Annotated in this window: 21 protein-coding genes and 2 tRNA genes; 11 read left to right on the plus strand and 12 right to left on the minus strand. The window is 65.5% G+C overall.

Translation table 11 applies throughout. The annotated features are described in order from the left end of the window. Positions 1 to 84 precede the first annotated feature (84 nt). The 6 genes from J3S28_RS23785 to pknB are packed head-to-tail and all read left to right on the plus strand — an operon-like array spanning position 85 to position 8,232. Positions 85 to 549, plus strand: coding sequence for an FHA domain-containing protein FhaB/FipA (locus J3S28_RS23785; RefSeq protein ID WP_084892605.1), 465 nt, complete (start codon positions 85 to 87; stop codon positions 547 to 549). Beyond that, on the plus strand, positions 546 to 2,024 hold the full coding sequence (locus tag J3S28_RS23790; protein WP_207843440.1) for a PP2C family protein-serine/threonine phosphatase: 1,479 nt from the start codon (positions 546 to 548) through the stop codon (positions 2,022 to 2,024). Before J3S28_RS23785 ends, J3S28_RS23790 begins: the two co-directional genes overlap by 4 nt. Next, the gene (locus tag J3S28_RS23795; RefSeq protein ID WP_207843441.1) at positions 2,024 to 3,454 is read left to right on the plus strand and encodes an FtsW/RodA/SpoVE family cell cycle protein; all 1,431 of its coding nucleotides are present in this window, start codon (positions 2,024 to 2,026) and stop codon (positions 3,452 to 3,454) included. The genes J3S28_RS23790 and J3S28_RS23795 overlap by 1 nt, the downstream gene beginning before the upstream one ends. Further along, positions 3,451 to 4,953 (plus strand): peptidoglycan D,D-transpeptidase FtsI family protein, encoded by a 1,503-nt coding sequence (locus tag J3S28_RS23800; RefSeq protein WP_207843442.1) that lies wholly within the window; start codon positions 3,451 to 3,453, stop codon positions 4,951 to 4,953. The genes J3S28_RS23795 and J3S28_RS23800 overlap by 4 nt, the downstream gene beginning before the upstream one ends. 4 nt (positions 4,954 to 4,957) lie before the next feature. Then, positions 4,958 to 6,325 carry a protein kinase domain-containing protein gene (locus J3S28_RS23805; protein WP_207843443.1) on the plus strand — a complete coding sequence of 456 codons (1,368 nt, stop codon included), beginning with the start codon at positions 4,958 to 4,960 and terminating at the stop codon, positions 6,323 to 6,325. Next, complete coding sequence (pknB, locus tag J3S28_RS23810; RefSeq protein ID WP_207843444.1) at positions 6,325 to 8,232, plus strand: Stk1 family PASTA domain-containing Ser/Thr kinase; 1,908 nt, start codon at positions 6,325 to 6,327, stop codon at positions 8,230 to 8,232. Before J3S28_RS23805 ends, pknB begins: the two co-directional genes overlap by 1 nt. 8 nt (positions 8,233 to 8,240) lie before the next feature. Here the strand turns inward: pknB and J3S28_RS23815 are convergent, their stop codons facing one another. Together J3S28_RS23815 and J3S28_RS23820 are read right to left on the minus strand one after the other, a co-directional pair. Next, positions 8,241 to 8,888 (minus strand): TetR/AcrR family transcriptional regulator, encoded by a 648-nt coding sequence (locus tag J3S28_RS23815; protein WP_207843445.1) that lies wholly within the window; start codon positions 8,886 to 8,888, stop codon positions 8,241 to 8,243. A gap of 10 nt (positions 8,889 to 8,898) precedes the next feature. Then, complete coding sequence (locus J3S28_RS23820; RefSeq protein WP_307797384.1) at positions 8,899 to 9,594, minus strand: aminodeoxychorismate/anthranilate synthase component II; 696 nt, start codon at positions 9,592 to 9,594, stop codon at positions 8,899 to 8,901. A 99-nt stretch (positions 9,595 to 9,693) separates the two neighbouring features. On the opposite strand from J3S28_RS23820, the gene crgA reads away from it, so the two are divergent. Both crgA and J3S28_RS23830 read left to right on the plus strand, forming a co-directional pair. Next, a complete protein-coding gene (gene crgA, locus J3S28_RS23825) occupies positions 9,694 to 9,984 on the plus strand; it encodes a cell division protein CrgA (RefSeq protein WP_207843446.1) in 291 nt (96 codons plus the stop codon). A gap of 102 nt (positions 9,985 to 10,086) precedes the next feature. Then, positions 10,087 to 10,551: a PH domain-containing protein gene (locus tag J3S28_RS23830; RefSeq protein WP_207843447.1), complete on the plus strand. Its 465-nt coding sequence runs from the start codon at positions 10,087 to 10,089 to the stop codon at positions 10,549 to 10,551. An 18-nt stretch (positions 10,552 to 10,569) separates the two neighbouring features. On the opposite strand, the gene J3S28_RS23835 is transcribed toward J3S28_RS23830, so the two are convergent. Together J3S28_RS23835 and J3S28_RS23840 are read right to left on the minus strand one after the other, a co-directional pair. After that, on the minus strand, positions 10,570 to 11,448 hold the full coding sequence (locus tag J3S28_RS23835) for a rhomboid family intramembrane serine protease (protein ID WP_307797385.1): 879 nt from the start codon (positions 11,446 to 11,448) through the stop codon (positions 10,570 to 10,572). Between the two features lie 10 nt (positions 11,449 to 11,458). Next, positions 11,459 to 11,998 (minus strand): peptidylprolyl isomerase, encoded by a 540-nt coding sequence (locus tag J3S28_RS23840; protein ID WP_207843448.1) that lies wholly within the window; start codon positions 11,996 to 11,998, stop codon positions 11,459 to 11,461. 124 nt (positions 11,999 to 12,122) lie between these two features. Here J3S28_RS23840 and cwsA point away from each other — a divergent pair, with 124 nt between their 5' ends. The 3 genes from cwsA to J3S28_RS23855 are packed head-to-tail and all read left to right on the plus strand — an operon-like array spanning position 12,123 to position 13,656. Then, positions 12,123 to 12,464: a cell wall synthesis protein CwsA gene (cwsA, locus tag J3S28_RS23845; RefSeq protein WP_207843449.1), complete on the plus strand. Its 342-nt coding sequence runs from the start codon at positions 12,123 to 12,125 to the stop codon at positions 12,462 to 12,464. Between the two features lie 3 nt (positions 12,465 to 12,467). After that, entirely contained in the window at positions 12,468 to 13,091 is a 624-nt protein-coding gene (locus J3S28_RS28835; protein ID WP_307797387.1) for a DUF4190 domain-containing protein, read from the plus strand. Between the two features lie 49 nt (positions 13,092 to 13,140). Further along, entirely contained in the window at positions 13,141 to 13,656 is a 516-nt protein-coding gene (locus tag J3S28_RS23855; RefSeq protein WP_207843450.1) for a DUF1707 SHOCT-like domain-containing protein, read from the plus strand. Positions 13,657 to 13,690: 34 nt separating this feature from the next. Here the strand turns inward: J3S28_RS23855 and J3S28_RS23860 are convergent, their stop codons facing one another. The 8 genes from J3S28_RS23860 to recF all read right to left on the minus strand — a co-directional run bounded on the left by J3S28_RS23860 (position 13,691) and on the right by recF (position 22,862). Next, a complete protein-coding gene (locus tag J3S28_RS23860) occupies positions 13,691 to 14,617 on the minus strand; it encodes an LLM class F420-dependent oxidoreductase (protein WP_207843451.1) in 927 nt (308 codons plus the stop codon). Between the two features lie 62 nt (positions 14,618 to 14,679). Then, positions 14,680 to 14,752, minus strand: a tRNA-Ala gene (locus tag J3S28_RS23865). 170 nt (positions 14,753 to 14,922) lie between these two features. Then, positions 14,923 to 14,996 (minus strand) — tRNA-Ile (locus J3S28_RS23870). A 66-nt stretch (positions 14,997 to 15,062) separates the two neighbouring features. Then, positions 15,063 to 16,088 carry a DUF3566 domain-containing protein gene (locus J3S28_RS23875; RefSeq protein ID WP_207843452.1) on the minus strand — a complete coding sequence of 342 codons (1,026 nt, stop codon included), beginning with the start codon at positions 16,086 to 16,088 and terminating at the stop codon, positions 15,063 to 15,065. Positions 16,089 to 16,148: 60 nt separating this feature from the next. Continuing rightward, entirely contained in the window at positions 16,149 to 18,656 is a 2,508-nt protein-coding gene (gene gyrA, locus J3S28_RS23880) for a DNA gyrase subunit A (protein WP_207843453.1), read from the minus strand. Between the two features lie 41 nt (positions 18,657 to 18,697). Beyond that, entirely contained in the window at positions 18,698 to 20,752 is a 2,055-nt protein-coding gene (gyrB, locus tag J3S28_RS23885; RefSeq protein ID WP_372436068.1) for a DNA topoisomerase (ATP-hydrolyzing) subunit B, read from the minus strand. Positions 20,753 to 21,150: 398 nt separating this feature from the next. Beyond that, a complete protein-coding gene (locus tag J3S28_RS23890; protein ID WP_207843455.1) occupies positions 21,151 to 21,696 on the minus strand; it encodes a DUF721 family protein in 546 nt (181 codons plus the stop codon). Positions 21,697 to 21,698: 2 nt separating this feature from the next. Further along, complete coding sequence (gene recF / locus J3S28_RS23895; protein WP_207843456.1) at positions 21,699 to 22,862, minus strand: DNA replication/repair protein RecF; 1,164 nt, start codon at positions 22,860 to 22,862, stop codon at positions 21,699 to 21,701.

The raw sequence follows: 22,862 nt of genomic DNA on the forward strand, positions 1-22,862 counted from the left end.
GTGACACATCCGAATACCTATCGGGCCGCCACTGGGCCATAAGATGCACAGGACGTTGTTGGCTGGCCCGGGAGGTGAAAATACGTGCAGGGCATAGTGCTGCAGCTGACGCGTGTCGGCTTCTTGCTGCTCTTGTGGCTGATGATCTGGGCCGTCCTGCGTGTCATCCGCAGCGATGTGTACGCCGCGACCGGCCAGCGGCCGCTCACGCGGTACGAACGCCGTAACAGGGGCGGGACCCCCGCGCGGGTCAAAGGTGGCCCGAGATATCTGATAGTCACGCACGGAGCGTTGGCGAACACCCGCATCACACTCGGCACCCAGCCGGTACTACTCGGCCGTGCCGACGACTCCACGCTGGTGCTGACCGATGAATACGCCTCCGAACGACACGCTCGCCTGGTGCGCCGAGGCGACGACTGGTACGTCGAAGACCTCGGTTCGACGAACGGCACCTATCTTGATCGCGCAAAGGTGACCACTGCTGTTCGCGTCCCGCTCGCAACTCCGGTACGCGTGGGCAAAACCGTGATTGAGTTGCGCCCGTGACCCTGGTGTTGCGCTATATCGCGCGTAGCGACCGCGGATTGGTCCGCGCCAACAATGAGGACTCCGTCTACGCCGGTGCCCGCCTGCTGGCCTTGGCCGACGGCATGGGCGGCCACGCGGCGGGCGAGGTCGCCAGCCAGCTGGTCATCCAGGCGCTGCGCCCCCTCGATGACGACGAACCAGGCGGCGACCTGCTCGCCAAGCTCGACGCCGCGACCCGCCATGGCAACGAGGCCATCGCCGATCAGGTGGCCGAGGCACCAGAACTCGACGGTATGGGCACCACCCTCACCGCCATCCTCTTCGCCGGCTCGCGCCTCGGGTTGTGCCACATCGGCGACTCCCGCGGCTACCTCCTCCGCGACGGCCAGCTCACGCAGATCACCCGCGACGACACGTTCGTGCAGACCCTCGTCGAAGAGGGCCGCATCACCGCCGAAGAGGCGCACACCCACCCCCAGCGATCCCTGATCATGCGTGCGCTCACCGGGACCGAGGTCGAACCGACCCTGACCGTCCGCGAAGCGCGCGCCGGAGACCGGTACCTGCTCTGCAGCGACGGGCTGTCCGACGTGGTCAGCGAGGAGACAATCGCCGACACCATGTCGTCGGTCGCCAACCACAAGGACTGTGCCGATCGACTGATCGAGCTCGCGCTGCGCGGCGGTGGGCCCGACAACGTCACCGTCGTCGTGGCCGACGTCGTTGATGTCGACTACGGAGACAGTCAGCCCATCCTGGGCGGGGCGGCCGGTGGCGACGACCAGGAGTACGTCCCGGACCCGCGCACCTCCGCGGGGAGGGCAGCGGCCCTGCGTCCTCCCGCGCAGTCGCCTCGCAGGCCGACGATCAACACCCCCGAACCCGAACCGCCGCAGGCACATCCGCGGCGCAAGTGGATCATCGGCGGTGTTGCGATCGCGATCATCGTGATCTTGGTGGCAGGCGTGTTCGTCGGTCGCGCGATCGTCCGGTCCAACTACTACGTCAGCAGCAACAACGGTGAAGTGGTGCTCTACCGCGGCATGCAGGGCTCGTTCCTCGGACTCGACCTGCAAGAGCTGAGCAAGATCACCTGTACCCACGGGATGGACACCGATCAACCGACCGTCGACCTCGTCGACTTCGACAACCGGCCCGCCGACTGCGTTCCCCTCAAGGTGTCCGACCTGACCGGAACCGCTCCCGCGTCCCTCGAGGGACGCGACCCGGTGCCGCTCGACGACGCCGAGGGCCAGGTCCGCACCCTCATGAACAATCTGCTGCCGTTGTGTCCCGAAGAGGATTCGGCGTCGGCGCAGGGCGTCACGCCCGCCCCGGCCACCCCCGCACCGCCCGGATCCCCTGCGCCTCCTGCCACGTCAGGCCAACCCGCACCACCCCCGGAATCCGGGACCGCGAGCACGCAGCCGCCGTTGACCAGCACCACCACCACCCCACCGGTCACCCAACCGGCCAACTGTCGGGGGCGCTGATGTCACAGGCAGCGGTCACCCCACAGGCCCCGGCCGCCGGACCGGCCCGCAGCTATACCGGCCGCAACTCCGAACTGCTGCTGCTCGGGTTGTCGACGATCATCGTCGCCGTCGCCCTGATCCTGGTGCAGATGGCTCAATCACAGAGTCTGACCTGGGATCTGGCGAAATACATCGTCGCGTACATGGTGCTGTTCGGGCTCGCGCATCTCGTGGTGCGCCGGTTCGCTCCCTACGCCGACCCGCTGATCCTTCCGCTCGTCGCGACCATCAACGGGCTCGGCCTGGTCCTCATCCATCGCCTCGACCTCGGCACCGGCCAGAACGGCGAGACCGCGAACCCGATCGAACGCACCCACGACGCCGACCAGCAAGTCCTGTGGGCGGTGCTCGGCATCGTCGCGTTCTCGGCGGTACTGATCCTGATCCGCGACCACCGCACGTTGTCGCGGTACAGCTACATCCTCGGACTCGGCGGTCTGATCTTCCTGGCGATCCCGGCGATCCTGCCGGCGTCGATGTCGGAGATCAACGGCTCGAAGATCTGGATCCGAACCCCGCTGTTCAACATCCAGCCCGGTGAGTTCTCGAAGATCCTGATCATCATCTTCACCGCGTCGCTGCTGGTGTCCAAGCGCGATCTGTTCACCACGGCAGGCAAACACTTCCTCGGCATGGACCTACCGCGGGCCCGCGACCTGGGACCCCTGCTGGCCGCCTGGGTGATCTCGATCGGCGTACTGGCGTTCGAGGCCGATCTCGGAACCTCGTTGCTGATCTTCTCGACCATGCTGGTGATGCTCTATGTCGCCACCGAACGGGTCAGCTGGCTCATCATCGGTGTGAGTCTGTTCGCCCTCGGCGCCATCGTCGCCTATCAGCTGTTCTCGCATCTGCAAGTGCGCGTGAGCATCTGGCAGGACCCGTTCAACGACTTCTACGGCCAGGGTTATCAGGTCGGCCAAGGTCTGTTCGGGCTGGCCACCGGAGGTCTGTTCGGCACCGGTCTTGGCTCGGGCCGGCCGAACATCGTGCCGTTCGCCAACACCGACTTCATCATCGCCACCATCGGTGAAGAGCTCGGCCTGGTCGGCCTGGCCGCAATCCTGCTGCTCTACCTGATCCTCATCGTGCGAGGGCTGCGGACCGGCATCATGGTGCGCGACAGCTTCGGCAAACTGCTGGCCACCGGCCTGGCGTTCACCATCGCGATGCAGATCTTCGTGGTGGTCGGCGGCGTCACGAAACTGATCCCGCTGACAGGTCTGACGACCCCGTTCATGTCGTACGGTGGTTCCTCTTTGCTCGCGAACTACATCTTGGTGGCGCTGCTCATCCGCGTCTCCAACTCTGCGCGCGAACCAGACCCCACGAAGAAGAAGCCGACGCCCATCGCCGACGCACCCACCGAGATGGTCAAGCGCACATGAACATTCCGATCCGCCGTGTGGTCATCGCGGTGATGGTGATCATCCTTGCCCTGCTGCTGAACGCCACCTACGTCCAGGTGTTCAAGGCCGATGAGTTGCGCGCAGACCCACGCAACCAGCGGGTGCTGCTCGACGAGTACTCCCGTCAGCGTGGGCAGATCACCGCCGGCCAAGAGGTCATCGCGCAATCGGTGCCCACCGACGACCGGCTGAAGTACCTGCGTACCTATCCCGGCCCATGGGCGGATGCGTTCGCCCCGGTCACCGGTTTCTACTCGTTCCAGTACGCGAGCTCAGGACTCGAGCAGGCCGAGGACTCGATCCTCAACGGCAACGATGACCGGCTGTTCGGTCAGCGGTTCGCCGACATGTTCTCCGGACGGGATCCCCGTGGCGGCAACGTCATCACCACCATCAACCCGAAGCTGCAGAAGGTGGCATTCGACGAGATGGGCAAGGGATGCAACGGTGGCTGCCGCGGTGCCGTCGTCGCCATCGCGCCCAGTACGGGCGCAATCCTCGCGATGGTCTCGACCCCGAGCTACGACCCCAACCTGCTGGCCAATCACGACTCGACCGTCCGCGAAGACGCCTGGGCCCAGTGGAATCCCACCGAGACCTCGACCGGCTTCCAGCCGATGCTCAACCGCGCGCTCAACGAGACGTACCCTCCGGGTTCGACATTCAAGGTCATCACCACCGCTGCGGCCCTCGAGCAGGGGGTCACCGAAGACGTCCGGCTGACCGCGGCCAGCAGCATCGACCTCCCGCAGACCACCACCGGCCTCACCAACTACGGCGGCGAGACCTGCCCGGATTCGAGCGGCGGACAGGTGACGATGCACCAGGCGCTGGAGTACTCGTGCAACACCGCCTTCGTCCAACTCGCAACCGAGAAGCTGCAGAACCCCATCGACTCGGTCAAGAACCAGGCGAACGCGTTCGGCGTCGACACCCAACTCCCGGACATCCCGCTGCCGGTGTCGGAGTCGACCATGGGCCCGGTCCCCGACCTGGCCGCCCTCGGCCAGAGCTCCATCGGACAGCGCGACGTGCGGTTCACCCCGATCCAGAACGCGATGATCGCGGCGACCATCGCCAACGGGGGAGTTCGCATGCAGCCCTATCTCGTGGATAAACTGCAGGGTCCCGATCTCAAGACACTGAACACGACCCGCCCCGAGTCGTTGAACGAGCCGATCTCTTCCCAGACTGCCGCGACGCTGACCGGAATGATGATCGATTCAGAACGCAACACTCGTGGCTCCGGCGGCCCGGTACCCATCGCGTCGAAAACCGGTACCGCCGAACATTCCGATACCCAGGGCACCGACGAGACACCGTACGCGTGGTACATCGCGTTCGGTCCGTCGAGCAACGCCCAGGTGGCGGTCGCGGTGATCGTCGAGAACGGCGATGGAGGACTACAGGCAACGGGCGGCTCGTCAGCCGCTCCGATCGGGCGCGCAGTGATCAACGCGCTCGCAGGTGAGGAGTGACCGGGTGACTTTGCAGGGAGGCACGACCATCGCAGGCCGGTATCGGCTGATGCGACTGATCGCGACCGGTGGCATGGGCCAGGTGTGGGAGACCATGGACACCCGGCTCGATCGTCGCGTCGCCGTCAAAGCCCTCAAGGCCGAATTCTCCGACGACCCCGAATTCCTCGAACGGTTCCGCACCGAGGCCCGTACCACCGCCATGCTCAATCACCCCGGCATCGCGAACGTCTTCGACTACGGCGAGGCCCAGGACCCAGGCGCCGGCAACGTCGCCTACCTCGTCATGGAGCTCGTCAACGGAGAGCCGCTCAACGCTGTGCTCACCCGGGTGGGCAGGCTCTCCCTGAACAATGCCCTCGACATGCTCGAACAGACCGGCCGCGCGCTCAAGGCCGCCCACGACGCCGGTCTGGTGCACCGCGACGTGAAACCGGGCAACATCCTCATCACGCCGACCGGTCAGGTGAAGATCACCGACTTCGGTATCGCCAAGGCGGTGGACGCCGCGCCCGTCACGCAGACCGGCATGGTCATGGGGACAGCGCAGTACATCTCGCCGGAGCAGGCCCTCGGTGAGGACGCCACGGCCGCGTCGGATGTGTACTCGCTCGGTGTTGTCGGCTACGAGGCCATCGCGGGCCGGAGGCCGTTCCTCGGTGATGGGGCGATCACCGTGGCGATGAAACACATCCGCGAAGAGGCGCCGCCCCTGCCGACGGATCTGCCGGTGAACGTGCGCGAGCTCATCGAGATCACGATGGCCAAGGACCCCACGCAGCGATACTCCGATGGAGGAGAGTTCGCCAACGCCGTGGCAGCGGTCCGCGCCGGACGGCGCCCTCCCCAGCCCGGTTCGGCGACCGGGCCCCGACCGGCCACCGCCATGATGGCGCCCGTCGTCGCGCCACGCCCGGCGCCGGCGCCGCAGCCCCGGCCGCAACCGCCGGTTCCGAACGATCAGCAGGGCTGGTCCGCGGGACAGAAAGCACTGGCCGCCGCTGCGGTGATCCTGCTGATCGGCGCACTGGTGCTCGTCGGTTTCCTGCTGATGCGCTCGACCGGTGACTCGGATACGCCGACGCCGAGGTCGTCGACCACGCGGAGCACCACCACGACCACCACTCCGCCTCCGACGACCACAGAGGAAACGACCACGACCACCACTCGGACGACCACCACGACGACCGAGGAAACGACCACGACCACCACCCCGGAGACCACGACGACCACCACAAACGATGGTCCGACGTTCCCGACGCTGCCGAGCATCCAGATTCCGGGCCTGCCGGCGCGCGAGAGCGACAATGATCAGGGCAACGACAACGAGCTGAGCGAAAGCGAACAGCCCGGACCCCAGGACGGTGGTTGATGGCTGACCCCCGACAGGTCTCTGACCGTTACGAACTGGGCGAGACGCTCGGTTTCGGTGGCATGTCCGAGGTCCACCTCGCGCGGGACCTCCTCCTGCACCGCGACGTCGCGATCAAGGTGCTGCGTGCCGACCTCGCGCGCGACCCGACGTTCTACCTCCGCTTCCGGCGTGAGGCACAGAACGCGGCGGCGCTGAACCACCCGACGATCGTCCAGGTCTTCGACACCGGCGAGGCGACCACCCCCGAGGGCCCGCTGCCGTACATCGTGATGGAGTTCGTCGACGGCGAGACGCTGCGCGACGTGCTGCGTGCGGAAGGTCATGTCAAGCCGCGTCAGGCGATGACGTGGATCGCCGACGTGGCTGCGGCTCTGCACTTCTCCCATCAGAACGGCATCGTTCACCGGGACGTCAAGCCGGCGAACGTGATGATCGACAAGTCCGGTGCCGTCAAGGTGATGGACTTCGGTATCGCCAGGGTGCTCGCCGACACCGGCAACTCCGTCACCCAGACGGCGGCCGTCATCGGAACCGCGCAGTACCTTTCGCCCGAGCAGGCCCGCGGCGAGAGCGTCGATGCCCGCAGCGACGTCTACTCGCTGGGTTGCGTGCTGTTCGAACTGCTCACCGGCGAACCTCCATTCACCGGCGATTCACCGGTGGCGGTGGCGTATCAACACGTCCGGGAGGACCCTCCGACGCCGTCGTCGGTGCTCGCAGGAGTGCCCGCCGAACTGGACTCCGTGGTCCTCAAGGCCATGAGCAAGAACCCCGCCAACCGGTATCAGTCCGCGGCGGAGATGCGCTCGGATCTGATGAAGGTGCTCGCCGGCGGCAAGCCGAGCGCGCCGATGGTGATGAGTGACGAGGACCGTACCGCCCTCATCGACACCGGGCCCCGCGCCCGGGTCGCTCGCGTCGGCCCGTCGGGCTCGCATCGTCGCGATGACAACGACGACGATCCACCGCCCAAGAACCGCACCGCCCTCAAGGTCGCGGGATTCGGAGCCTTGGCCCTGCTGCTGATCGTCGGGGTGACCCTGCTGCTCGTACGTCCCTGGGCGTCCGAGGCGACCCCACAGGTGTCGATACCTCAGGTCACCGAGATGTCGACGGAACAGGCCCGCGCCGAGCTGGAGAAGATGGGATTCCGCGTCAACCAGCTCGACGAACCCAGTCCGACCGTTCCCGCCGGCGCGCCGACCAGGACGACGCCGGGCGAAGGCGTGAAGGTGGACAAGGGATCCCGGGTGACCCTGTACGTCTCTGCGGGACCGCAACGACAGCAGGTGCCGGACCTGAGGAACAAAACACCGGAGGATGCGACCACCGAGCTCAGCAATCTGGGCTTCGGGAACGTACGTCCGGTGGACGTCGCGTCGACGGCCGCGCTCAAGGGCAAAGTCGTCGGCACCACACCCGCTGCGGGCAGCACCCAACCGGTGACAGCGCTGATCACCATTCAGGTCGGTACCGGCCCTCGCCGGGTCTCCGTCCCCGACCTCACCGGGCAGCGGGAGTCGCAGGCGCGTACCAACCTCGATCAGCTCAAACTGAATCCAGCGGTGGTCGCGGCGGACTCCGAACTACCCGAGGGCACCGTCATCAGCAGTTCGCCCGAGGCAGGCGTGGAGGTCGACGAGGGCAGCATCGTCCAGATCACCATCAGCCGCGGCAACATGTTCACCATGCCCGATCTGCGGGGGCAAACGGCCGCGCAGGCGCAGTCCGCGCTGGTCGCCGCCGGGTGGGAGAGGTCAACGCTGACCACGGTTCCCCGCAATGTTCCCCTCGGCAGTCCGGACGACGAGAAGATCCTCGACCAGACACCCGCCGCAGGCGGTCTCGTCCGCAAGGACGGATCGGTCTCGATCACCGTGGGCCGGGCAAGCCTGCTGCCCTAGTAGCAGGGTCAGCGGGTCACGGGCGCGGTCCAGATACCGACGATCGCGTCGATCAGGTCGGTCCCGAAATCGTGCCAGCCGATGGTTTCGGGATCGCCTTCGCCGGCGAGCCGCAACTCTCGTTCGGCACACATGTGGACCATCAGCGACCGGCCCATGTCGGCCCGCACGCGACGAATACCCTCGGGCAGATCGTCCAGGGTCTTCCCGAGCCCGGACACCAACTTCGCCAGGCTCGGCGAGGCGGCGGACGCCTCCGTGTACACGAGTACGCGCAACGACGGATCGGTCATCACCTGGGCGCTGAAGCGGGCGTACCAGGAGGGGGTGCCGAGCGCTGCGAAATGCTCCGTCGACGGACGCACAAGACACGCGACCCAATCGCGGACGTCAGTCGAACCTTCGATGTAGCGCAGCGCCGCGGCGCGCAGTTTCTCGATCTGCTCCGCGTGCTTCGTCACGATCGCGCGCACCAGGTCGGTCTTGGTCCCGAAGTGGTAACCGACGGCGGCGTTGTTCCCTTGTCCGGCCGCCTCACTCACCTGGCGATTCGACACTGCGTACAACCCGTGTTCGGCGAACAACCGCTCTGCCGCGACCAGTATCAGGTCGCGGGTCGCAGCCGACCGGGTGGACCGCTCGGTGTCCGAACCCATGACGTACTCCTCAGCCCAGTGCGGCGGCGACCTGGTCTTCGAGGATGCGTACCTGACCATCGGGCACGATCATCCCGCAGACCGTCAGCCAGTTCGCCAGCATCCGGTGCCCGCCCTGGGTGAGCACACTCTCTGGGTGGAACTGAACCCCGTGGATCGGCAGTTCGCGGTGGCGCATGGCCATCACGATGCCGGTGCCGGTCTCAGCGGTGACCACCAACTCGGCCGGGATCGTCTCCGGGAGAACGGTCAGCGAGTGATACCTGGTGGCTGTGAACGGATTCGGCAGACCCGCCAGGACACCGTCGTCGTCGTGTGAGACGAGGGAGGTCTTGCCGTGCAGCAACTCCGGGGCACGATCGACAGTGGCACCGAACGCCGCGCCGATCGCCTGATGCCCGAGACAGACCCCGAGCAACGGTGTTGCGCTCGTGGCGGCCGCCCCGACCAGAGGCATCGTGGCACCGGCCCGTTGGGGCGTGCCGGGTCCGGGCGAGAGCAGCACCCCGTCGAAGTCAACGATCGCGGTGGTCGGGTCGGCGAGCCTGGCGTCGTCGTTGCGCCACACCTCGGCATGCACCCCCAACTGTCCGAGGTACTGGACGAGGTTGTAGACGAAGCTGTCGTAGTTGTCGACGACGAGGATGCGGGCGGGGGCCTGCCCCTGGTCGATCGTTTCGGTCGAGGCGTGGATCGGGTCGGTCACAACGATCAGGCTACCTGGGACGACGCTGCGGCTTCACATCTCTATTGCCTGGTGAGCTAGGTTGTAGTGACACGTTTTGCCCGCGAACCGAGGAATTTTATGCCCAAGTCAAAGGTCCGCAAGAAGACCGATTACACGATCAACCCGGCGAGCCGCACTCCGGTCAAGGTGAAAACCGGACCGTCGAGCACGGTCTACGTCGCGACGATGCTCGGCCTGATGCTGCTCGGACTGCTGTGGCTGATCGTCTTCTACCTGGTCGCCACCCCCGAATCGCTCGGCGCCGACGGCAAGATCCTGAACTGGATGTACGAGCTCGGTCCGTGGAACTTCCTCATCGGATTCGGCTTCATGGTCGCCGGACTGCTGATGACCATGAAGTGGCGCTGACCTCCTCCTCGACACCTGTGAACACCCGAACTACATGTGTGTAATTCATCCACAGCTGTGGAACAACATGTGTGTAACTAGTCCCCATTGTGGATAAGGCCTGTGGATAACTCTGCTTCGTCGACCCTGTCGTGGTCGACACCTCCCGCGATGGCGGGCGTCATGGTCGCCGGCGGAGTCCTCTTGGGCGGCGCTGCGCTGATCGCGGGGCCCGATCCGGCAGGTGTCCTGCTGATGGTCATCGCCGCGGTGCTGCTGCTCGTACTCGGCGCCATCGGACTACGCGTCCGCCCGCGACTGGCGGTGGTCGACACCCACACCCTGGCGATCAGGACGCTCACCGGTGGTGTCCGGCGCTATGCGTTTGACGAGGTGCGCCGAGCCCAGGTGATCAGCTACCCACGACTGGGCAGGCGGGTGCCGCATCTGGAGTTCGACATCGACGACGCGACCGCCCACGACGGCGAGCGGTTGGTGATCTTCGGGCGCTGGGATCTCGGGGCGAACCCACTCGACGTCGCCGACACGCTCCGGGAGGCCGGGCTGGCGATACAGGAACGGAAGTGACCATCCCGGTTTCGGGATCTACAGGGTCTGGGCGCGGGCGACACTGAGCACCAGCGCAAGCAGGATGAGGCCGCCCATCACGATCCATCCGATCGCTGCGGCGTTGCGGGCGGTTTTCTTGCCGGCAGGCAGCAGTTCGGGGCCGTAGAGGATTCCGGCGGCGGCGGCCGCCCCGAAGAACAGGCCACCCATGTGGGCCCACAAGGAAATGTTCGGGATGGTCAGCGACAGCACCACGTTGATACCGATGACGCCGAGGACCATGCCGGCCGGGATCTTCGCCTTGAGAACCACCACGAGGGTCGCACCCATCAGACCGAAGATCGCACCCGAAGCGCCGGCGTTGATCGCCAGTGGGTTCTCGAAGAGCATCACCAGCGCGCTGCCACCGAGCAGTGAGGTCATATAGATCCCCACGAATCGTGCCGTGCCGAGGGTGATCTCGACATCGCGGCCGAGGATGTAGAGCGAGAACATGTTGACCGCGACATGGATCAACGAAAAGTGCAGGAACCCGGCGGTGAGCACACGCCAATATTCGCCCGAGGCCATGAAGGGCCCCCAGAGGGCGCCTTCGGTGAACACCTCCGAGGAACGCAGTTCCGTGACGCTGCCGGCCTGGAGGGCGGTGATCGCAAAGATGATGAGGTTCACCGCGAGCAGGGTGTAGGTGGCATACGGCCTGCTTGCACCGATGGTGCGGGCACGCGGGACCCGGTTCCCCGCCGCCCGGACGCAGTCGACGCAATGCTGGCCGACTGCGGCCGGATGCAGACACTCAGGGCAGGCCGGACGGCCGCACCGGCTGCACGACAGACCCGTCGGGCGGTCGGGATGCCGGACACACACCTGGGCCGGGGGCGACGGACGCCCGGGCACCGGGGGCTGGAATGTCACATAGAACCGATCAGGACTCGATGGTGATCTTCTGGATGATCACGTCTTCGAGCGGGCGGTCACGACGGTCGGTCGAGACGGCCTCGATCTTGTCGACGACCTTCTTGGACTCGTCGTCCTCGACCACACCGAAGATGGTGTGCTTGCGGTTGAGGTGCGGAGTCGGGCCGACGGTGATGAAGAACTGCGAGCCGTTGGTGCCGGGCCCCGCGTTCGCCATGGCCAGCAGGTACGGCTGGCTGAAGGTCAGCTCGGGGTGGAACTCGTCTTCGAACTCGTATCCCGGGCCGCCCATGCCGGTGCCGGTGGGGTCGCCGCCCTGGAGCATGAAGCCCGAGATGATGCGGTGGAAGATCGCGCCATCGTAGAACGGTCCCGCGTCGCCGCCGGAAGCGTTCGGCTTGGAGTAGTCCTTGCTGCCATCGGCCAGGCCGGTGAAGTTGGCAACCGTCTTGGGTGCGTGGTTTCCGAACAGGGCGATCCTGATGTCACCGTTGTTGGTGTGCAGGATCGCGGTTGCGGTTTTCAATGCTGTGGTCACGACCTCCATGGTGCCACCTGGTCGAAGGACCTCGGTCCATCGGGTATAGGCACTCGGGGGCACTAGGGTGGAGTCATCTGAGCCCAGACCACCCGGGCGCGAGCGAGTCGGCGCTCCACACAAGGAGGCATACGTGAGTAGAAGCGAATCCGAACTGAAGGTAGTACGCGACCGGGCCGTCGCGCTGAATGCCGCGGCACAGAGCGCAGCGACGACGTTCTGGTCCGGCGCCAAGAACCTCACCGCTCAGGGCTCCGACCTCCTCCCGGTCCGCACCCGGCCTGCATCACGGCGCCGGCTCAAGATCGCGTTGGTCTCGGTCGGAGTGCTCGCCGCGGGGGCCGCAGCCTTCTCCATCACCCGGCGAACCCGGCCGCAACCGCCGAGCGTCGCCGCAGCCCCGCCGCGCCTGGCGGACGTGCCCGTGGCCGGCGAAGAGGCCAGAACGCCGGATCAGGCGGCAGGTACCGTGTGACTCGTGAGTTATGACAGTGGTGAGGGCCGCCGGCGGCGAGATGTCGAACCGATTCCGGCCTGGGAGCAGCGGGGCGGGTCCACCGGGCCTGCCCCCGCGTACCGGCCTGCCCCGCAAGGTCCGGCCGGTCTCCCACCACAGGGGCCAGGCGGCCAATCGCCATTTCCCGGCCGCGGTGGGCCGGGGGCTCCCCCTGTGCGCAGGCCACCGCCGCCGTACTCGCCCGCACCACTGAGTGGACCCGCTGCCGGAATCGGAGCACACCCCGGTCCCTCCACCAATTCGAATGCCTACTCTCAGACCGCGGACCCCGCCGACACCCGCAACGACGAGCCGCAGCACGCATACGGCCATGATGAGGAGTCCGGAGCGCAGATGAGTCCCGCACCGGCCCGCCGGACCAACAAGACCAACGTCACCGCGATCGTCGCTCTGATCCTGTCGGTGATCGGACTGACCTTTCTGATTGGCATTGTCTGCGGTCACGTCGCCCGCGCACAGATTCGTCGTACCGGCGAGCAGGGTGCATCGTTCGCGGTGGCCGCCCTCTGGGTCGGCTATCTCTATCTCGCGGCGGGGGTCCTGGTTCTCGGCGGATACCTCTACATCGTCGGTAAGGGAAGCTGAACCCGCCGCACGTCTGTCGACAACCGCCCGTCCGTGGTCGAATTGACCCATGGATTCAGAAAAGCCTCGCGAGATCCGGATAGGCAATGCCGAGCGCACCTCGGCACTCGAGGCGCTGGGTGAGCACTACACCAGCGGGCGACTCGACAACGCCGAGTATTCAGAGCGCGTCGATGCGGTCACCACGGCACACACGCGATCAGAGTTGTCGGAGTTGTTCATGGATCTGCCGGAGCCGACGCCGTTCGGTCCCGGTGACGGCAGCTCTGCGATGACCCCTGCCGCCCGGGCCGCGTCTGCCCCGGTTCCCATTCCCGGACGCCGGGACAAGGTGATGCGGACGCTGCACCTGTTCGCCTCCGGCGGCACGGTGCTGGTCTTCCTTCTGCTCCTGGCACTCGGAGTACCGATGGCGTGGCTGGTGTTCATCGTGCTCCCGCTGTTGTTCGGCGCCATCCGGATCTGGGCAGGCCCGGGCAACACCGGTGCCCCGGGGCTCGACGCCGACGAGCAGCAGCGACGACGTGACATCGAATCACGCCGCCGGGGCGAACTCGGCTACTGAGAGTTCACCGACTGCTCCGATCAGAGCTGGGGCATCAGAGCTGGGGCATCACCTTGTCGGCGATGAACTCGAGGTGCCCGAGGTCGGACATGTCGAGCACCTGCAGATAGATCCTCGACGCCCCGATCTCGCGGTAGCTGCCGATCTTGTCGACTATCTCGGCCGGCGACCCCGCCAGGCCGTCCTTGCGTAGATCAGCCAGGTCACGTCCGATGTTCGTCGCGCGACGGGCGACCTCCGCGTCGTCGACGCCGGCGCACACCGTCAGCGCGGCCGAGTAGACCATGTCCTCGGCGTCGCGCCCACGGACTTCGCAGGCCTGGCGCACCCGATCGAAGGCCTGCTGGGCCTCTCCCGCGGAGATGAACGGGACGTTGAACTCGTCGGCATAGTGCGCGGCGAGTGCCGGGGTCCGCTTCTTGCCCTGCCCGCCGAGGACGATGGGCGGCGTCGGTGTCTGCACCGGCTTCGGCAACGCCGGGGAGTCCTTCACGGTGTAGTGCTCACCTGAGTACGAGAACGTCTCTCCCAGAGGCGTTTTCCAGAGCCCGGTGATCACTGCGAGCGACTCCTCCAACTTGTCGAATCGCTCCCCCAGCGAGGGGAATGGGATCGCATAGGCCTCGTGCTCTGCGCTGAACCAACCTGCGCCGTATCCGAACTCCACGCGGCCACCCGACATCTCGTCCACCTGGGCGACCGCGATCGCCAGCGGTCCCGGATACCGAAAGGTAGCCGAGGTGACGAGTGTGCCCAGTCGGATCGTGCTGGTTTCGCGGGCCAGACCCGCGAGCGTCGTCCAGGTGTCCGTCGGTCCCGGGCTTCCCTCGACGTTCATGGCGAGATAATGATCCGACCGGAAGAAGGCTCCGAATCCTGCGGTCTCTGCCGTGCGGGCGACCGCCAGCTGGTCTGAGTAGGTGGCACCCTGTTGGGGTTCGACGAAAATGCGAAGTTCCATGCAACTACTCTGGCGCGGCGGGCTCACGTTTGCCAAACGCGCCCGGAACAAGGAAAAACTTGTGGAGCCTAGGAGATTCGAACTCCTGACATCTGCCTTGCAAAGGCAGCGCTCTACCAACTGAGCTAAGGCCCCGTGCCAGTTCTCACTGGTCTTCGGGTAGGCCGTGCCACACCTCGATATTGCGTCGAGACTCTGTGAGCAAGCCTGCGACGATGAGTGCGAGTGCGGCTGCGATGATCAGACCTGTCTTCATCGCGCCCTCCTTTCGGGGGGTTTTGCTGCTCTCTGGCTCGTCGTCACGGTGGGCCTAGGAGGACTTGAACCTCCGACCTCTTCGTTATCAGCGAAGCGCTCTAACCGCCTGAGCTATAGGCCCGTGAACCGAAGTCAGAGATTACCCGACCGCATGCCCAGGCGACAAAACGCCTGGTCAGATCGGGCTCTAATCGCGGTCCGCAAGGGTGATCTCCATTCCGCCGACGAGGTCGGAGGAGAGGTTGTAGATGAAGGATCCGACAGTGGCGAGTGCGGTGAACAGCACCACGTTGACCGCGCCGATGAGGGCCGCGATCCCGAACACTCCCCCGGCACTGATCTCGAACGACGACTCGGTGGTCGTGTCACTCGACACCAGGGTCCCGAACGAGTTGTTCAGCTGATCCCACACACCCATACCGTCGAGGATGAGATACAACACACCGACAGCGATCATCCAGATGAAGAACGAGGCCACCGACAGCACGGCGGAGACCTTGAAAGCCGACCACGGGTCGATGCGGCGCAACTGCACCGACGCCCGGAGCGCCCCCATCGCACCTGGCGACGGGACGGCCTCGATCGACCGTGACGGGCCACTCGCGGCCACCTCGGGGTGATGGATGGCGTCGAGATCCGGCAGTTCTTCCTGGGGCAGGTCCCGGCGATCGATGTTCCGCGTGGGTCCGTCGATCGGCTTCGGGGCGGCGGTGCCTGTGATCACCGGGCGCTTACTCGTCGACACGTTCCCCGGCCCCTGACCGCGACCCTGCGGCGGACCCGAGGGACCCCGGACGGGCCCCGGCGCACCGGGCTGCTGCCCCCCACCCGATCCCGGGGGCGGCTGGCTACCCGCGGGTGGGGGCGGCTTACCCGGTCCGCCCTGCGGTCCCTGGGCGCCCGCGTTGCCGGGTCCCTGATTGCCCGGTCCCTGACTGCCAGGACCCTGACTGCCAGGACCCTGACTGCCTGGACCCGACGCCCGCTGCCAGGGCGGCACCCCGCCCGGACCCTGTCCGTTGCCGACAGGGCGGGTGGGGCCTGCCTGTCCCGCGGGAGGCGTGCTGTCACCGGAACGCGCGGCCGACTCCTGCACGGAGACCGTGGGCCGGGATCCGTTACCGGATTCCTGGTCGCCACTCCCAGGCTGCCCGTTGGGCGCCTGACCCCCGGGGGTCTGAGTCGGCTTGTTCGGCTCGTTGGGTGTGCTCATGCGTTCCTTTGCCTCGCCTCCGGTGAGGAGGAGCGTTGATCGGGCTCCGCTTGCTTGGTGCTACTTCTTGCCGGCAGGCCCGTTGTCCGTCTCGACCAGTTCATCCGGTTCGTCGGCGTTACGGGCGATAGCCAAGAGCGTAGTTCCTTCGCCCAGGTTCATCAGGCGGACGCCCTTGGTTTGGCGACCGGCCTTGCGGACCTGCTTCGCGGCGGTGCGGATCACACCGCCTCCGGAGGTGATGGCGTACAGCTCACTGTCGTCGTCGACGATCAGGGCTCCGACCAGTGCTCCGCGGCGTTTGTCGTACTGGATGGTCAGTACGCCCTTGCCCCCGCGACCCTGAACCGGGTAGTCGGTCATCGCAGTGCGTTTCGCATAACCACCGGACGTCGCGACGAGCAGGTACGTGTCATCTCGCACGACGTTCAGCGACAACAACTGGTCCTCGTCGTTGAATCGCATGCCCTGGACACCCGACGTCTGCCTGCCCATCGGACGCAACGCGTCATCGGTCGCGGAGAATCGGATCGACTGGCCCTTGGTCGAGACCAGCAGCAGATCGTCTTCGGCGCTGCACAGCTGAGCACCGACGAGTTCGTCCTCTCCGCGCAGGTTGATCGCGAAGATGCCGCCGGACCGGTTGGAGTCGAAGTCGACCAGACGCGACTTCTTCACCAGGCCCCCGAGGGTGGCGAGCACCAAGTAGGGCGCATCTTCGTAGCTCTTGATCTGGATGACCTGCGCGATCCGCTCCTCCGGCTGGAAGGCCAGCAGGTTGGCGACGTGCTGGCCGCGGGCGGTCCGGTTCGCCTCGGGCAGTTCGTACGCCTTCGCGCGGTACACGCGGCCCTTGGTCGTGAAGAACAGGATCCAGTCGTGGGTGGAGCAGACGAAGAAGTGCCGAACGATGTCGTCCTGTTTGAGCCCTGCTCCCTGCACACCCTTACCGCCCCGCTTCTGGCTGCGGTACAGGTCGGTCTTGGTGCGCTTGGCATATCCGGTCTCGGTGATCGTGACCACCACGTCTTCGCGGGCGATCAGATCCTCGTCGGAGACATCACCGTCGGCGGCGATGATCTTGGTGCGACGCTCGTCGGCGAACTTCTCGACGATCTCGGCCAACTCGTCACGCACGATGGCGCGCTGACGTTCTGGCTTGGCGAGGATGTCTTTGTAGTCCGCGATCTCGATCTCGATCTCGGCCAACTCGTCGACGATCTTCTGCCGCTCGAGGGCCGCGAGTCTGCGCAACTGCATCGCCAGGATGGCGTCTGCCTGGATCTCGTCGACGTCGAGCAGGTCGATCAATCCCGTGCGGGCGATGTCGACGGTCTGAGACCGGCGGATCAAGGCGATCACTTCGTCCAGTGCGTCAAGGGCTTTGACGAGACCGCGCAGGATGTGCGCCCGCTCTTCTGCCTTGCGCAACCGGTAGCGGGTGCGCCGGATGATGACGTCGATCTGATGCTCCACGTAGTAGCGGATCATCTGGTCGAGCCGCAGGGTGCGGGGCACGCCGTCGACGATCGACAGCATGTTGACACCGAAACTGGTCTGCAGCTGGCTGTGCTTGTAGAGGTTGTTCAGCACCACCTTGGCCACGGCGTCGCGGCGCAGTGTGACAACGATCTGCATACCGACCCGGTCCGAGGACTCGTCGTCGATCCTGCTGATGCCCTTGAGTTTTCCCTCGTTCACCTGCTCGGCGATCGACTGGATCATGTTGTCCGGGTTCACCTGATACGGCAATTCGGTGATCACGAGGGTGGTCGCACCCTTGTTCTCCTCGATCCGCACCACACCGCGCATACGGACACTGCCGCGGCCGGTGGTGTACGCGTCGCGAATACCCTGGCCGCCGACAATCAGTCCATGCGTGGGGAAGTCGGGTCCTTTGACCCGTTCCATGCACGCCGCGAGGGTGGTCTCTTCGTCGGCCTCGTAATTGTCGAGCGCCCAGAAGACCGCGTCGGCGACCTCACCGAGGTTGTGCGGCGGGATGTTGGTCGCCATGCCGACGGCGATACCGCTCGAGCCGTTGATCAGGAGGTTGGGCACCCGCGACGGCAGGACCGTCGGTTCCTGGGTCTTACCGTCGTAGTTCGGAGTGAAATCTACTGTCTCCTCGGTGATGTCACGCAACATCTCCATGGCGAGCGGCGTCAGGCGAGCTTCCGTGTAGCGCATCGCCGCCGCGCCGTCGTTGCCGCGCGAACCGAAGTTGCCCTGACCGTCGACGAGCGGATACCGCATCGACCACGGCTGAGCCAGGCGGACCAGCGCATCGTAGATCGCGGTGTCGCCGTGTGGGTGGTAGTTACCCATCGTCTCCGCAACAGGTTTCGCAGACTTCACATAGCTGCGATCCGGCCGGAAGCCGGCATCGTTCATCGCATAGAGCAGCCGGCGATGCACCGGCTTGAGGCCGTCGCGGACCTCGGGGAGGGCGCGGCCCACGATGACGCTCATCGCGTAATCGATGTAGCTCCGCTGCATCTCCTGCTGGATGTCGACCGGTTCGACGCGGTCTCCGGCGCCACTGTCCGGTGGCAAGGTGTCGGTCATCAGTTCACTTTCGTCGTATCAGGTCGGCGGGTGCGAGGACGTCAGACGTCCAGGAAGCGAACGTCTTTGGCATTGCGGGCGATGAAGCTCCGCCGTGCCACCACGTCCTCTCCCATGAGCACGCTGAACAGTTCGTCGGCGGCGGCGGCGTCATCGAGAGTGACCTGCCGCAGTACCCGAACCGAAGGATCCATCGTGGTCTCCCACAGTTCCTTGGCGTTCATCTCGCCGAGACCTTTGTAACGCTGGATCCCGTCGTCCTTGTTGATCTTCTTGCCGGCCTGCGCACCTGCCTCGAGCAACCCGTCGCGCTCGCGATCGGAGTACGCGAACTCCGGTGCGGCACCCTTCTGCCACTTGAGTTTGTACAGCGGCGGCTGGGCCAGATACACGTGACCGTGCTCCACGAGCGGTCGCATGAACCGGAACAGCAACGTCATCAGCAACGTCGAGATGTGTTGTCCGTCAACGTCTGCGTCCGCCATCAACACGATCTTGTGGTAGCGCAACTTCGCGATGTCGAACTCGTCGTGGATGCCCGTGCCGAACGCGGTGATGATCGACTGGACCTCGGTGTTCTTGAGAACCCGGTCGATGCGCGCCTTCTCCACGTTGATGATCTTGCCGCGGATCGGGAGGATCGCCTGGTACATCGAATCGCGACCGGACTTGGCGCTGCCACCGGCCGAGTCACCCTCCACGATGTAGACCTCGCATTTGGCGGGATCCTTGCTGCGGCAGTCGGCCAGCTTGCCCGGCAGGCCACCGATGTCGTTGGCGCTCTTGCGGCGCACCAACTCTCGCGCCTTGCGGGCAGCCATCCGGGCGTTGGCGGATTCGACGGCCTTGCGGATGATGATCTTCGCCTCGGCGGGGTTCGACTCGAACCAGTGCGCGAGGTGTTCGTTGCTCACCTTCTGCACAAAGCTACGGACCTCGGTGTTGCCCAGCTTTGTCTTCGTCTGTCCTTCGAACTGCGGGTCCGAGACCTTGATCGAGATGACCGCGGCCAGGCCCTCACGGATGTCGTCGCCCGTGAGCTTGTCGCCCTTGTCCTTCACCAGCTTCTTCTCGGTGGCGTACTTGTTGACCGTCGCCGTCAGAGCAGAGCGGAATCCCTCTTCGTGGGTACCACCCTCGTGGGTGTTGATGGTGTTCGCGAAGGTGTGCACCGATTCGGAGTAACCGTTGTTCCACTGCATTGCGACCTCAAGCTCGTGCCCGGTGCCCTTTGCCGTGAAGCTGATGACCGAGTTGTGGATCGCGGTCTTGCTCGCGGTCTTGCCGTTGTTGAGATGGCGCACGAAGTCTTCGAGTCCACCCGGGTAGTGATAGATACGGCTACGACTCTTGGACTTGCGGCCTTCGGGCTTGCCCTCGGCGTCCACCGGGACATCGACGTCGTCGGCGAGTTCGGTGTTCGCCACTTCTTCGGCGAGTTCGTCCTCGGACTTCGGCGCTTCGGCGACCTCGACGTCTTCGGCGTCGCCCGCCTCGATGGTGGCAGGCCGCTCATCGGTCAGCGTGATGGTCAAGCCCTTGTTGAGGAAGGCCATCTCCTGCAGTCGCCGCGCGATGGTGTCGAAGTTGTAGGTGGTGGTCTCGAAGATCTTCTCATCGGCCCAGTACCGGACCGTGGTGCCGGTCTTCTTGGTCGGCGAGCCCTTCTTCAGCTCACCCGCCACAGCATTCGTGTAGGTCTGCTGCCACTCGAAGCCCGCGTGGTTGATTTCCAACTCCACCGTCTTCGACAGCGCGTTGACCACGGAGATGCCGACGCCGTGCAGACCGCCGGACACCGCGTAGGAATCGGAATCGAACTTTCCGCCGGCGTGCAGCTGCGTCATGACGACCTCGACGGTCGGGATGCCGGTCTTGTGCATTCCCGTGGGGATACCGCGACCGTCGTCGACGACCTGCACCGCACCGTCGGCCCGTAGGGTGACGTCGACGCGAGTGGCGTAACCCGCCATCGCCTCGTCGACGGAGTTGTCGACGACCTCCCAGATCAGATGGTGCAGTCCGCGCTCACCGGTGGAACCGATGTACATACCCGGGCGTTTACGAACCGCTTCGAGTCCCTCGAGGATGCTGATCGAATCGGCACCGTATTCGGGGTTCCCCTTCTTCTTTGCCGGGACCTTCTTGGTGGGTTCCGGCTTGTCCGGTTGTTCCGGCTGCTGGGGTTCGGTGCTGTCGGCCACGAGTGCGTCCGCTCCTTACATCGCCATTTCAGTCGCGCACGCGTGAGGCACCGGGCAGCACGGTATCGGCTGCTGAGTCCGGGGCCCTCGACGTGGCGGTCTACCCCGGTTCGGGGCAACTCCCTACATACTACTGGGTCATGCGACGAGGAATACCCCTGCAACACCCCTGATGTCTCCGCAGACGGATTTTTTCGGTTTGCACCTAGTCCGACCGACGCCCTCGGCACGCCGTTGCCGCTCTGACGGGATTCATCGCCTGTTGGGACGTCGCGCCGGAGCACTCTGTCTCAGCCGTACGTGTCACGCGGTCCGCGCCCCTTCACATGGCGTTCACCTTTGCGCCATGAGGGGCTCTGCGGGCCGGTGATCCGGAGACTGGTCACCACGTTGTTACCGGCCACCGCAGCGATCTTTGCCAGGATCTGTGACTGGATCAGCCGCAGCTGGGTCGCCCAGGCAGTCGATTCGGCAGTGACGTGTAATACCTTGTCGCGCAACATCTTGGGCTGCGCACGAGCAGCGATCTCATCCCCGACGATGCGATCCCAGGCACCCATCACGGTGCCTTCGGAGATCTTCGAGTTCCAGCCCCGGCGACCTGCGAGGTTGCCCGCGACCCTTCCCATGGGTTGCGGATCATGGACGTCGGGACCAGCGCCGGTCCAGCCCCGTCGTGCGGCAGGCCGGGGTGCCGATGTCCTCTTACTGGGTGACGCGCGCCCCTGACCGACCGATTTTCCCGCAGCGCGCGCCGCCGCGCGGGCGTCTTCGAGCGCCTTGCGGGCCATGTCGTATCCGCTGCCCTGTTGTGTGGACTCGGGTTCTTCAACCATGTTCAGCTCACCAGTTCCGACGTGCGGACGCCATCTGCCTCGATGATGTTCACCGAGACCGTCCGGCCACCGATCGAGGCGGGTATGTCGTCGGCGACCGCCGCGGTGATGAGGACCTGTTCGGCGGTTCCGGCGACATCTGCCAGTTTTTCACGTCGGCGGGCGTCGAGTTCGGCGAAGACATCGTCGAGCAGGAGTACCGGTTCCACCCCGTCCGAGCGCACCAGTTCCACGGAACCGAGTCGTAGCGCCAGTGCCAGCGACCACGACTCCCCGTGGCTGGCGAATCCCTTGGCCGTCTCCGTCCCGAGCAGCAGTTCGATGTCGTCGCGGTGGGGTCCCACCAGACATACGCCGCGGTCGATCTCCTTCTGACGCAGGGTTCCGAGATCGTTGAGCATGGCCGCCTCGATGTATTCGACATCCGCCGCCTCCCCCGGTGCGGGCGCTATGTCCGCAGAGATCGACGGGCGATAGCGCATACCAGCCGGCCGAGACTGTGGTGCGATCGTTGAATATGACTGTTGCACATGGGGTTCGAGTTCACGAACCAGATCTATCCGCGCTGCGGTGACCTGCGCCCCGAAGTCGGCGAGCTGCGCATCCCACACATCCAGGGTGCTGATCACCGACTCTCCGTCACCCCGACGAAGTGCCGACGACGCAGTCTTGAGCAGGGCGGCGCGCTGACGGAGCACCCGGTCGTAATCCGCCTTCGCGGCCGCCCATCGCGGTCCCCGCATCGCGATGAGTTCGTCGACGAAGCGACGCCGTTCGCCCGGGTCGCCCCTGACGAGCGCGAGATCCTCGGGTGCGAACATCACGGTCCGCAGGATCCCGAGGATGTCGCGGGGGCGACGGCACGGGGCACCGTTGATCGCAGCCTTGTTGGCCCGCGCTCCGCCGATCAGCAGATCAACGGTCAATTCACGCCCGTCGTTCTCAACGGTGGCCGACACTTTCGCCTGGTCGGCACCGGTTCGGATGAGCGGCGCATCAGTGCTGACCCGATGTGACCTCAGACCGGCGAGATAATAGATCGCCTCGAGTAGATTCGTCTTGCCGAAACCGTTGCGTCCGACGAAAAGCGTTGTGCCGGTATCCAGTTCGACGGACACATCCTCCCACGAGCGGAAGTTGCGCAGGCCCAGGTTGCGGACGAACAC

The organism is Williamsia soli, from assembly GCF_017377795.1.
Taxonomy (GTDB): domain Bacteria; phylum Actinomycetota; class Actinomycetes; order Mycobacteriales; family Mycobacteriaceae; genus Williamsia; species Williamsia soli.